General features: G+C 47.9%; 7 protein-coding genes. 3 read left to right on the top strand and 4 right to left on the bottom strand.

Annotated elements, in window-relative coordinates; translation table 11 throughout:
* Positions 1–56: 56 nt before the first annotated feature.
* Both melB and ACLIIY_RS04310 read right to left on the bottom strand, forming a co-directional pair.
* The gene (melB, locus tag ACLIIY_RS04315) at positions 57–1,430 is read right to left on the bottom strand and encodes a melibiose:sodium transporter MelB (protein WP_005438913.1); all 1,374 of its coding nucleotides are present in this window, start codon (positions 1,428–1,430) and stop codon (positions 57–59) included.
* Between the two features lie 395 nt (positions 1,431–1,825).
* Positions 1,826–3,943: an alpha-galactosidase gene (locus ACLIIY_RS04310; protein WP_434528163.1), complete on the bottom strand. Its 2,118-nt coding sequence runs from the start codon at positions 3,941–3,943 to the stop codon at positions 1,826–1,828.
* Positions 3,944–4,781: 838 nt separating this feature from the next.
* On the opposite strand from ACLIIY_RS04310, the gene ACLIIY_RS04305 reads away from it, so the two are divergent.
* The 3 genes from ACLIIY_RS04305 to ACLIIY_RS04295 all read left to right on the top strand — a co-directional run bounded on the left by ACLIIY_RS04305 (position 4,782) and on the right by ACLIIY_RS04295 (position 10,151).
* Positions 4,782–6,023, top strand: a complete 1,242-nt coding sequence (locus tag ACLIIY_RS04305) for a carbohydrate porin (protein ID WP_005438917.1) — start codon at positions 4,782–4,784, stop codon at positions 6,021–6,023.
* 69 nt (positions 6,024–6,092) lie between these two features.
* Complete coding sequence (locus tag ACLIIY_RS04300) at positions 6,093–6,968, top strand: MalM family protein (RefSeq protein WP_434528162.1); 876 nt, start codon at positions 6,093–6,095, stop codon at positions 6,966–6,968.
* A 90-nt stretch (positions 6,969–7,058) separates the two neighbouring features.
* On the top strand, positions 7,059–10,151 hold the full coding sequence (locus tag ACLIIY_RS04295; RefSeq protein WP_434528161.1) for a beta-galactosidase: 3,093 nt from the start codon (positions 7,059–7,061) through the stop codon (positions 10,149–10,151).
* A 97-nt stretch (positions 10,152–10,248) separates the two neighbouring features.
* Here the strand turns inward: ACLIIY_RS04295 and ACLIIY_RS04290 are convergent, their stop codons facing one another.
* Complete coding sequence (locus ACLIIY_RS04290) at positions 10,249–10,848, bottom strand: response regulator transcription factor (RefSeq protein ID WP_045405757.1); 600 nt, start codon at positions 10,846–10,848, stop codon at positions 10,249–10,251.
* Positions 10,841–12,733 carry a sensor histidine kinase gene (locus ACLIIY_RS04285; protein ID WP_434528160.1) on the bottom strand — a complete coding sequence of 631 codons (1,893 nt, stop codon included), beginning with the start codon at positions 12,731–12,733 and terminating at the stop codon, positions 10,841–10,843. Before ACLIIY_RS04285 ends, ACLIIY_RS04290 begins: the two co-directional genes overlap by 8 nt.
* Between the last annotated feature and the right edge of the window lie 51 nt (positions 12,734–12,784).

Here is a 12,784-nt window from a genome sequence, read left to right as displayed (position 1 = left end):
GGCGCTTTATCTTAGTGACTAAATTGAGTTGGGGTACTTAAGTGAAAACGTAACGATTATGCTTGTGCTGGTACGCTTTCAACTTGAGTTTGTTGCTCAGCTTCTTCTTTGTTGAAGCCTTCGTGTAGATGGTAGTAACGTTGGTAAATCACGCCACTGATGGTCATCATGATTGCAGGTAGACCAATCATCATAAATTCTAAGCCCATAATGGTGCTTGCTGATTGCTCTACGTTTGGTACGTAACCCACAACAGACAGACCAACACCCACGATGAAGCCACCTGCTGCGCCTGCGAATTTCACAAGCATCGTTTGTACAGAGAAGATAACGCTCTCGCTACGACGACCTGTTTTGTGCTCACCGTAGTCCACAACGTCAGCCAGCATTACAGTTTGCAGCGCGTTCGCGATACCTACACCGAATTTAATTGCCGCACCCGCCATACCAATCATTAGCGCGTTAGCTGGAGCGATGAAGCCCATCAATAGTAGAAGTACGCAAGACAGAATTGGGAAGCCACAAGCGATAGGCCATAGAAGCTTACGTGGTAGTAGAGAAGCGATACGAGGGAACAAGAACACACCCGCCACTTCTGCTGCGCCTGCAACCGCCATGTAAACTGGGAATAGCTCCGCATTGCCCAACGCGTAAGAGAAGTAGTAAATCGCAAAGCCACCAACCAATAGGTTCGCAATTTGGAAAGACAGAACCGTGCCGATTAGCGCTTTAAGCTGGTCGTTTTTACCGATGATAGTCAAAACGTCTTTGAAGCTGAATTTCTCTGCTGGTTTTGCGTTAGCTGGTGCTGCTTTCTCTTTTACGTTACGAGCAATCAAGAATGCGCTCATTACAAACAGAACCGCAATCAGCATCGCAACATTGAAGAAACCGTCGCCTTGGTTGCCGTTACCTAGTTCACCCACGATGTGCAGACCGTAAGTACCAGTAATGAACCATGCAAGGCTCGCGAACAGACGTGGCCATACCACCAACTTTTCACGTTCTTGGCGAGAGCTTGATAGCGCTGGAATCATTGACCAGTAAGGGATATCCATAATGGTGTACGTTAGACCCCAAAGGATGTATGCCGCTGCTGCGTAGATGTAAAGCGTAGTACCTTCAAACATGTGAGTACTGAAAAGGCCAACCAGTACTACTGCGTTTAATAACGTACCAATCACAATCCAAGGGCGGAATTTACCGAATTTTGAGCGCGTGTTGTCCACGATCACACCCATCATTGGGTCAGTAATCGCATCAATAATACGAGCCGCTAAAAAGATGGTACCAACGAAAGCAGCAGACAAGCCGGCAACGTCAGTGAAGTAGAACATTAAGAAGATGTAGATAGGTGCACAGGCAAAGTCTTTACCGAGTGCGCCAAGACCGTAGGACAGCTTGGTTTGTAGCGTAATTTTATCAGACATAATAGTTCCTTAGTGTCGTACTGCTATTCATTCCCCTAACTAGAATTCATAACGTCGACGTCTTTTATTTATATTTCGATGCTAATGCTACTCACACACTGAATGCCTTACTGTGATCAAAAACCGCTTTATGGAAACGTTTACAGACAAGTTTTCAAAATGAGACATCGAACAGTATTTAGACCTATTAATGCGAGAAGATCGTGTTATTTACGCCATTTTATCAACACTTTACGCTCATTAAGTATGAGAACGATTTCAAAACGACCAATTAAAACCAACGCAAAAAGCCGTACAAACCTGATGTCTGTACGGCGATAGAAAACCAATGAGAAACGATGAAATCGTCTAAATAGCTATGACTCTAAATAGGCAAGGTTCTAAATAGATAAGGCTTAGTGAATACGTTCGAACTTCACCAACATGGCACTTTCCGCGTCAAGGATTGGCATGGTTAAGCCAACCTCTTCACACCATGCGCCAGATAGCTCACAACCGGATTCAGTCCAAGGCGGTTGGTAATTCACGATGTCATCGTAGTTAGACGGTTTATCCAATACCGTCACTCGATATGTCGCTTGTGGATCCAAACCCGGTACGCGCAAATGCCCACTTAAAGAGTTCGTTGGCATCGCGAGCTGAGCGATCATCACCACCGCTTCCGATTGATCGTTTGAAACAACCGCATGAATTTGATGCGCTTTATCGTCCGTTGGGATTCGCCAAGTTCTGCCGCTGTGTAGCAATGGGCGCAGCATCTTGTGCAGCTTGATGTAGCGCTCAAAGCCTTCTTTTTCCGCTTGTTCTTCTTTCACTGGGTCAAGCTCAATCCCCATATGACCGAACAGTGCCGTAAGCCCACGGAACTCGATGCTGTGACGACGGCGCGTGCTATGACAATGGCTTGCACCAATATGGCTGCCCATCACTTCTGGCGGGAAGAAGTAGCTCATACCGCGTTGAATGGTTTGACGCTCAAGTGCGTCGTTATTGTCTGAAGCCCAGAATCGATGCGTGCGTTTCAGAACCTCAAAATCAATACGACCACCACCTGCCGCACAAGATTCAATCTCCACTTTCGGGTGCTTTTCACGAACTTTATCAACTAACTGGTAGTAACATTGGGTTTGATTGTGCGCCGCAGCCTGACCTAAGTGCGCTGGCTGAACGACTTCACGGTTCATATCCCACTTGATGTAAGCGATATTGTAAGTCGAGAGGAAATGATCCAATCGCTCAAACAGGAAGTTAAACGCATCATCGTTTTGTAAGTTGATCACGTATTGGTTGCGACCGGTTGGCTGATCGTAACCGTTTACAGCCAATAACCAATCAGGATGCGTACGGAACAATTCGGAATCTTTGTTGATCATCTCCGGCTCAAACCACAAACCAAATTCCATGCCCAATTTATTTACGTGTTCCACAATCGGGTGCAAGCCATTTGGGTACTTAGCTTCACACAGGAACCAATCCCCTAGCCCTGCTTTGTCACCGTTACGCCCTTTGAACCAGCCATCATCAATGATAAAGCGTTCTACACCCATCTCTGCCGACTGAGTTGCCATCGACATGATGTATTCTGGATCGTGGTCGAAGTAGATGCCTTCCCACGTGTTGAGGTGGATCGGGCGAGGTTTGTCCGTGAAATCACTCGGCAAAATCGTTTCGCGTACATGAGAGTGGAAGTGATGACTCATACCATTCAAACCACAATTACTGTGGCTCGCGTACAGCCAAGGCGTTGTAATACTTTCCCCTTCTTTTAGCGCCACTTCACCAGGCAAGTAAATAACTTCAGCTTGCATGTAACGGCGGCCATCGGCTTTCACGTCTACACGCAATCTGTGGTTGCCGCTCCATGCGAAATGGAAGCCCCACACGTCGCCATTCATTTCATCAAAGTGAGTCGTACCGGCAACAAGCGCAGGATAATGCTCATGAGAAGTACGTCCACGACGGTTTTCTTGTTGGTAGCCGCCTTGCAGCAATGGCTGGCGCACCGTCTGGAATTCATGAACCCAGCGCCCGTAATAAGTCATCAACTCATTCGCACGAGCTGGCAAAGGCAACGTATTGGCAAGACGGTTCACATGATAAACACCCGCTTTTTTGTTGGTGAGCGTATGACGCGTTTTCACCACATCGTTGCTATCAAGCTTAAGCTCAGTTTGTAAACGAAGACCTGCGATTGCATCTTCGCTCTCAATCACAATACTGTCTTGCTGTTGTTCAATATGGGAGATGACAAACACTGGAGCCCAATCTTGACCATCGCGATGCCCTTCCACACCAGGGCTGCTGAAAACGCCACGACCAAGCTCTGGGTGTAGAGTCATGGATACATCGCTGTCCAAACGACCGTATGGCACGGGACGATGTAAAGCCATACGGAAACCACTAAGGTCACCACTTACTTTTTGTCCCCAATGCAGAATCTCTGCATATTCGCCTAACTCTACAATCAATTGAGTTTGCTGACCGGTTAGCTCAATCAGTGTTTTGTCCGTCATCTTGTCTTACCTTGAAACTGGAAATTACGCTGCATCATAATGAAAAAAACAAAAGAATCTGTGAGCCACACCAAAATCATGGAAACGTTTACAGTTAATTTTTCAAACTTGTGCCATCGCCCGCTACGCCTTATTCCTTCTTATATTATGCAGCGATCAGCTCCAAAAACCTCAGATTCTTTGGTAATTGAGTTCTTTAAAGCACTGCACGTAAATTCGAATACCAAACTGATTTATAAAGAATTTTTCGTTATTTAATTCATCACCTTACAACAACAAAATCATAAATAAGGTTACAGACCGCTCAGTTGAACTCCTCACCTCTTGAAGTGGTTAACCGACAACCTTATTCTTGAGGCTTCGAGATTCTTTATGAAGTGTCTCTCTTGGGTCCTAACTCAAAATCCCAGTTTGACGATACAGCAAATGCTCGTGTGCAGTGCGCCCGCGAACCACTTGTTGTATATGCTTCCTTGTCTCACATGCCCAGTTGATTTCAATTGGGCTCTCTTTCCTCTTCTTCCTAACAACTCCCTCTCCTTAGATAAAAACAAATTTAAATCAGCGCCTTAGATAAAATAAACTTCCACCTTCCAACTCAAACATCACCCAACAAAAGTAAACGATTCCAACTTTCGCGGCCAGAAATCGATCTAAAACCGCGCTTAAAACCTCGATTTAAGAGATCGAAATCACACAAAACAGTAATAAACCCCTCATTACGACAAAAATGCCAACCTCATCATGAAAACGTTTCCAGAGTTTATTTACACTGCGCAGCGAGTTAGGACTCAAACCAATAAAAAATAAATCCATAAAAATAGAATGGAGACACTTCATGAAACAAAAGACGCTTGTAAGAGCGCTTGGGTTAACCCTCGCCCTAGCACCGCTTGCTGGTATGGCTGCAGTGGAGAACATCACTTACTTCGGCTACGCCAAGTGGGGCAACATTTACACCGATAACGATGAACACAATGGTGGCAAAGGTGAACGCAACGATGTGATTCGTGCTGGTCAAGGTTACGGTAACTACCGTTTGGGTAACGAACTGAACTGGTGGGAAGCGGGCCTCAAAGCCGACGTTTGGCAACAAGGCGACGCGTACTTTGATACCACACTTTACCTTGGTAGCGGCGAAAGCTGGGGTGACGTTAGCTTGATCCAAATGTGGTCGGCAGGTCATGGCCTGTTTGAAGGCCAAGCGGATGCCACCGTTTGGGCGGGCGAACGCTTTTACCGCCGTCATGAAGTGCACATGATCGACATTAAATACTGGGACACATCGAGCACAGGTATCGGTATTGAAAACTGGGATCTTGGCTTTGCTAAAGGCCACATCGCATGGATGGCGCCAAACTCTAGCGCAGATGGCCGCAGCTTACACAACATCGACGCACGTTTGAGCGGCATTGAACTGAGCGACAGCGCAGATCTTACGGTCGGTTTGAACTATGTGTTCACACAAAACTCTAGCTATGACGAAAGTGACATCACCACTTCTGGCGCCATGCTTTCTGCACTTTACCGTCAAGCTTGGAACTATGGTTCAAACACATTCGCTTTCCAATACGGTACGGATGCGCTTGCGGGCGGTTTGATGAGTGCTGAAGGCGGCTCAAACCGTAAATACAACACCGGCGTTGAGCACGATGGTTACAGCTGGCGTATTTTCAACTCTGGCGATCTTAACGTGAATGAAGATTTCCAAGTGATGTACTCCATCGCTTACCAAGACAAAAATCTGGATAACAACGAAGGTGAGAAATGGTTCAGCGTAGGCGCTCGCCCTCAGTACAGCTGGACAGAATACATGGCGACCGCACTTGAAGTTGGCTACGAATCAGTCGAAGCACAAAACGGCGCTGGCACCAACGACATGTACAAAGTGACGGTGGCGCAAATGTTCCAAGCAGGCAAAGGCGTTTGGGCTCGTCCATCACTGCGCTTGTTCGCGACCTACTCAGAGAAAACCGATGAGTGGAACCGTGGCGGCGAAGTCTACGGCCATGCTCGCAGCACTGGTGGACAAAACGTCGACGAAATCACCTTCGGCTTTAACGTCGAAACATGGTGGTAATCCAAACCCGCTACTATTTATGAACCCAACGGGGTGAGTAATACGCTCACCCCACAAAGGACAACGCAGATGAAACTAAAACCGTTAGCAACTCTATTCATGGCTCTGTCTCTTGGCGCGTGCAGTGGATTACCAGAGCAAACCTTTAATACTGATTTGAGCCAACCACAATGTTGCTCAACGTTAGGTGCTTTGCCTCTGACCGCCCTATCGATTCCTTTCCACCAGCAGGTGGTTATGGATGCAAATCTGCCAAGTGTTAGCAGTGCGGTTTTACTTTCTTCAGATTCTGCTTCATCCAAACCGCTCCCGGTGATGAGCTACCAAATCACTTCTGACGCACCATTCTCGCTACTTGTTCGCTCTTATGTTGATAACAATGCGTTATTTGCTGCGAACGTTCTTATTTATGACGCGAAGTGGCAGCTTCTATCCGATTACTCAGCAAAAGACTTTAACTACCACACAACGGGCATGCGTGGCCTAGAGCGTGTTGAACAGGTGATCACGGTGAACCCACAACTTAATGGCGCGAAATACGTGGTCATCGCTTCAGATTCGACACTGCTTGGCACCGAATTGACTCGTAAGCATCCAGAAGAAGTCTACGCAGAAACACAAAACGTCATTGGCAGTAAACAGCTTCCGCTCACAGCGCAGTTCCAACCTTTTGGCGTTATTGATGTCACGGCAAGTGCCTCTGACAGCAACGCGGTATTAACGCTTTTGGCGGAATTGGGCACACAAACCAACGACACCACAAAAGCAGAGTTAACTCCTGCCGCACCGCCTGAAGCACAAGATGAATGGACGTTGTACCAATCTCAAATCGATGCAGCGCTCAAAGACAACGACGTAAAACAAGCTGCGGCGATTGCCAACCAAGCAGCTGAGCAAGGCTTTACCCAAGCAAAAGATTATCTCGTGAAGCAATTAGCGAAATAACGCTTCACAACAAGACCAAAGACACTCTCGCTGCGGGCTCAAACTCCGTAGCGAAACAAGATTAGAAACAAAAAGTTAAGTAGGAAAACCATGAAGGCATTTTCAGAAATTCTCCAAAGACGCGACTGGGAAAACCCGCAATCAGTGAACATTCACTGTCTTAAGGCTCACAGCCCTCTTTCCAGTTTCCGCGATATTGACCATGCCCGCGACGGTATTCAAGCCCAGCGTCAATCGCTGAACGGACAATGGAAATTCAAACTGTTTGATGCGCCAGAGCAAGTTGACGGCGAGTTCATCGAGTCACAATTCAATGACAAAGACTGGGATGAGATTACTGTCCCTTCAAACTGGCAAATGCAAGGTTACGACAAGCCTATCTACGCCAACGTGAAATACCCATTCGAAGTAAACCCGCCGTTTGTACCAAGCAATAACCCAACGGGTTGCTACCGCACGACCGTGTCACTTTCAGCAGAAGAATTAGCCAATACGCAGCGCATTATCTTTGATGGCGTGAACTCGGCTTTCCATCTTTGGTGTAACGGTACTTGGGTTGGCTACAGTCAAGACAGCCGCCTACCTTCTGAATTCGACCTAACGCCTTACCTTGTTGCAGGTGACAACAGCCTAGCCGTCATGGTGATTCGTTGGAGTGATGGCAGCTACCTAGAAGACCAAGATATGTGGTGGCTAAGTGGTATCTTCCGCGACGTGACTCTGCTATCTAAACCACAACACTGCATTGAAGATGTGTTCATCACACCGGATTTAGACGCGTGTTACCGCGATGGTTCACTGTCGATTGTGACTTCGATTTCTGCGCCGGACACCTACCAAGTTCAAGTGCAGCTGTTTGATGGCGAACAAGCCGTGACAGAGCCAAGCATCGACCGCCCACACAACCGCCGCATCGACGAACGTGGTACGTGGGATGACGTGGTATTCCAAACATTGCACGTACGCGAGCCAAAGAAATGGACGGCGGAAACACCGAACCTTTACCGCCTAGTTGTCTCACTGTTGGATGAAAACGGCACGCACTTAGAAAGCGAAGCGTACCCTGTTGGCTTCCGTAAAGTCGAAATCACCGATGGCCAATTGAAACTGAACGGTAAGCCTTTGTTGATCCGTGGCGTGAACCGTCACGAACATCACCCAGAGCTTGGTCATGTAATGACGGAAGAAGACATGATCCGCGATATCTGCTTGATGAAGCAATACAACTTCAATGCGGTACGTACGGCGCACTACCCGAACCACCCTCGTTGGTACGAACTGTGTGACCAATACGGCTTGTACGTGTGCGATGAGGCGAATATCGAAACGCATGGCATGCAGCCAATGAACCGCCTATCGAGCGATCCACAATGGGCGCACGCTTACATGAGCCGCTACACCCAAATGGTGATGCGCGATAAGAACCACCCTTCGATCATCATCTGGTCTTTAGGTAACGAATCCGGTCACGGCAGCAACCACAATGCCATGTACGCTTGGTCTAAAAACTACGACCCGTCTCGCCCAGTACAGTACGAAGGCGGCGGTTCAAACACCACGGCAACCGACATCATTGCGCCAATGTACGCGCGTGTTAATACGGTCATCGAAGATGAAGCTGTGCCTAAATGGGCAATCAAGAAATGGGTGTCGTTACCTAACGAAACTCGTCCTTTGATCTTGTGCGAATACGCACACGCTATGGGCAACAGTCTGGGTAGCTTTAATGATTACTGGGATGCGTTCCGCGATTACCCTCGCCTACAAGGTGGCTTTATTTGGGATTGGGTCGATCAAGGTTTGAGCCAATGGGATGAAAACGGCCAACACTTCTGGGCTTACGGCGGCGACTTTGGTGATGAAATCAATGACCGTCAGTTCTGCATCAATGGTTTGATCTTCCCAGATCGCACGATTCATCCAACGTTGGAAGAAGCAAAATACTGCCAACGCATGATCACTGTATCACTGCAAGAACAAACCAAAGAAGCTTGCACACTATTGGTAACTAACGAGAACTTGTTCCGCGCGACCGATAATGAGCAATTGAATTGGTCTCTGTTGGAAGATGGCAAAGTTATCCAAACCGGTTCATTGGCGCTTAACGTAGAAGCGGATAGCCAAGCAAGCATTGAGATTGCCCTTCATTTCACGCCAAAAGCGGAAGCGCAATATCACTTAAATACCGACATTACTCTGATTGCTGCAACGCCTTGGGCTGAAGCAGAACACCTAGTCGCTTCTGAGCAAATGTCACTACGCAATACAGCTGGCCTTGCTCTGCCAACATTGGAAACGCAACCAGCGCCAATGCTAACGCAGCAAGACAACACCGTTTTGGTGTCTAGCTTGGATGAAAAACATCAATGGCGTTGGGATAGCCAAACTGGCTTGATGACCGATTGGCGTGTCGATGGTGAAGCACAAATGCTCGCGGCACCACAAGATAACTTCTTCCGTGCACCACTGGATAACGACATCGGCGTGAGCGAAATCGACAACGTCGATCCAAACGCTTGGATGTGTCGTTGGGATATGGCGGGTATCGGCCAGTGGGAGCGCCAATGCGTCGCTTGCCACAGTGAAACCCTAGCGCACGCAGTGAAAGTGACTTCGACGTTCGCTTACCACTTTAATGGTGAAGTTCAGGCGATCACGACTTGGACGCACACCCTGAGCAATAACGGTGAGATGGCATTGGCTGTCGACGTGAAATTGGCTGATGATTTGCCACCAATGCCACGCATCGGTTTGGAATTTGAACTGCCGTTGAACGAGCAAAACGCAGCGATCACATGGCAAGGCTTAGGTCCATTTGAAAACTACCCTGACCGTTTGGCAGCGGCGCGCTTCGGCCAGCACACACAAACACTGGAGCAAATGCACACGCCATACATTTTCCCAACCGATAGCGGTCTGCGCTGTGGTACGAAATGGTTGAAGGTGAATGAGTTAGAAATCTCGGGTGACTTCCAGTTCAGTGTGAGTCAGTACGCTCAGCAACACTTAGCGGCAGCGAAACACACCAATGATTTGGTCGCAGAAGAGAAGATTTACGTTCGCCTAGACCATAAACACATGGGCGTTGGCGGTGATGACTCTTGGAGCCCAAGTGTGCACAAGGAATTCCAGTTAACGGGCAATCAATACGCTTACAAAGTGACATTTAAACCCGCTCAGTAATCGATTGATACTCTGAACATAAAACACGTCAGTGTGGCTTTAATCCCCAAGTTTCGGCTTGGGGATTTTTTATTTGAGCATAAGTTTTATGCCTGTTTTATTGCGCCAGTTTGCCGTAAATGTAAGCCAGCTCTGCCACGGTTTTCGCCGAGAACTTTTTCAACAGACTTGCGCGATGCACTTCCACTGTTCGCATCGCAATACACAACTCATCGGCAATGCGAATATTGCGTTTGCCAGCGATGATCAAACGAAGAATGTCTTTCTCTCTTGGCGTCAGCGATTCGTAGGCGGCTTTAGCATCCGCAATATCCAAATTCGCCGCAGATTGAACTTGGCCTTTCAAAATCGCTTGTGCCAGTTCATCCCCTTTTACTGGCTTTTGGAAGAAATTCACCGCGCCAGCTTGCAGCGCATCCACCGCCATTGGGACATCGCCATGTCCGGTTAAGTAAATCACGGCCAATGGACTTTTGGCTTCATTGAGAATTTGATGCACTTGTTGGCCACGCAAATTAGGCATTCGGCTATCCAGAATCACGCAGCCCGCTTGATGGATATCCACGCCATCGAGAAATGCCTGCCCATCGGCAAACGTCGTCACAGAGAAGTCATGTTCTTCGAGCATAAACGCCAACGAATCTCGCACCGACTCATCATCGTCGACCACAAATACGGGCAGTTGCTTATCACTCATTCACTTCTCCTGTGTTTCTTTTTGTTTGCTCTTCTTCATTGCGTTTTGCATCGGTTGTTTTCATGGTTTGATACGGCAAGGTTAATACCACCAAGCAACCGTGTGGCTGAGTAGATTGGATAACGAATTCACCACCGTGCATCTCCATAACATCACGACAGATCGCCAAGCCTAGCCCTAATCCTTCCTGTTTTGTACTCACAAAGGCGGCGGTTGGGTTCTCATGCTCCAAGCCCGTACCGTTATCCAACACTCGAATCGACATACTTTGGGCTTGATAATCCGTGTGAAGCGCAATTTTGCCTTGATAATTATTACGGTGATTTTCTGCGTACATCACACAAGCATCTATCGAGTTGTTCATCACGTTCACCAACACTTGCTGCAGACCTACGGCATCAGCTTCGACCCATTGGGGTTGTCCTTCGGTGCTGCGAACCACTTCAATGCCTTGCTTCTGCAAGCGGAAATTCAGCAGCTCCACCGTATCAGAGATAAGTTGCTCAACATCGCATGCCGCCATGTCGACGCTGCGCTTTTTAATCAAGGTTCGCAGGCGACAAACGATCGCGTCGGCGCGTTCTACTTGGGTCTGGATCTTTTCTAATACTGGCACGATATCTTCATGAGGACGCTTCTTAGCTAACCGTAACAAGCCACCTTCGCTGTAGTTTCGGATCGCCGCCAAAGGTTGGTTTATCTCGTGCGCAAGACTACTGCCCAATTCGCCCACAATGGCCACTCGTTGTGAGTGCTCTAGCATTTCGCTCTTCTCTTTTAAGCGCAGTAAGGTTTTCTCTAGCGCTTGTTTGCTCTTGCTAAAACGATACTCCAGCCAGAAGTGGTAAATGTTCAACACAATAACAAACAGAAACAACGCCCACGCCCATTCTTGATGGAAACGCAACCAGCGTAGCGCCTCTTTCCACCAAGGTTGCTGCAGTGGATGCAAGTCCATCGCTTGGTAGAGTTTATCTATCGACAGCAAGCTGACTGGTGATGTCCAACCGGATGCTTTAGCTGCAATCGCAGCGGGATTATCGGCAGGCATCGCAAGTAAGGCTCGACTGATCTTCTTAGCTAATTGGGACGATCCACGCTCCGTTTTCGCAAAGGACCAATTTGGATACAGGGGCGTCGATACTGCACACTCGGTTTGAGGAAGTTTGAGCGGACTTAAAACCCGCAGTTGCCCCTCTTCCAATAGCCCTTCACCTTCCATTTGCTCAACCAAACAAGCTGGAACTACCGCGGCTTCCACATTGTGGTCACGCAGTTGGTACAAATTGGCATCGATTGGGAAACCCAAAAACCGCACGTCCGAGAAGAAGTCATTCGGATCTAACCCTTTCTCTATCACTTGATAGCGCAATGTGAGGTAACCACCAAAGGCTTTCTCTGACACCGCTGCAATCGGCAAACCGGAAACATCATTGAGAGTGACATAAGGCGAATCAGAACGTACCACCAGCGCAGAACCAATGCCGTAATTGGAGTTTTCTGGCGCTTGGCTGGTCAACGTCGCTATCCAAGACAGCGCGTACTGACGCCCCAAACGCACTGCTTGTCCGGGGTTAGTGAGAATGAAGTCCATGCTTTGGTTTTCGACTGCTTTGGTCATGCCATCGAGATCTAGAGGATGGAGAACAAACCTCACTTCAGGGATCTGTTGATTGAGCCAGTAAATCGTCGGTTGCCAACGCTGCTCCGCATATAAATGGCCACGTATGGCTAGCACACCCACATCGACTTGCGGTTTAGAGAAAGCACTGGAGTCTAATGTTTGTGTTGGAGCTGCATGTGCCAAAGAAACCGTGAGGCAGCCGAGCATAAGACTGATAAAAACAATCCATAAGCGAATGAAGTTTAGCGATTTTTTCAGCATGAATTGTTTCTTAACCCTCAGTATTGGGAGCATCAGAATAACAGCAACATA

The sequence above is a fragment of the Vibrio sp. K4 genome, assembly GCF_051122595.1.
Taxonomy (GTDB): Bacteria; Pseudomonadota; Gammaproteobacteria; order Enterobacterales; family Vibrionaceae; genus Vibrio; species Vibrio owensii.
Note: the sequence above shows the minus strand (reverse complement) of the source record. Positions and strands in the feature narration are given on the sequence as shown.

Bases quoted from the DNA above. Each gene is read 5' to 3' on its own strand.
- melB (WP_005438913.1), bottom strand. From the start codon at position 1,430: ATGTCTGATAAAATTACGCTACAAACCAAGCTGTCCTACGGTCTTGGC.
- ACLIIY_RS04310 (WP_434528163.1), bottom strand. From the start codon at position 3,943: ATGACGGACAAAACACTGATTGAGCTAACCGGTCAGCAAACTCAATTG.
- ACLIIY_RS04305 (WP_005438917.1), top strand. From the start codon at position 4,782: ATGAAACAAAAGACGCTTGTAAGAGCGCTTGGGTTAACCCTCGCCCTA.
- ACLIIY_RS04300 (WP_434528162.1), top strand. From the start codon at position 6,093: ATGAAACTAAAACCGTTAGCAACTCTATTCATGGCTCTGTCTCTTGGC.
- ACLIIY_RS04295 (WP_434528161.1), top strand. From the start codon at position 7,059: ATGAAGGCATTTTCAGAAATTCTCCAAAGACGCGACTGGGAAAACCCG.
- ACLIIY_RS04290 (WP_045405757.1), bottom strand. From the start codon at position 10,848: ATGAGTGATAAGCAACTGCCCGTATTTGTGGTCGACGATGATGAGTCG.
- ACLIIY_RS04285 (WP_434528160.1), bottom strand. From the start codon at position 12,733: ATGCTGAAAAAATCGCTAAACTTCATTCGCTTATGGATTGTTTTTATC.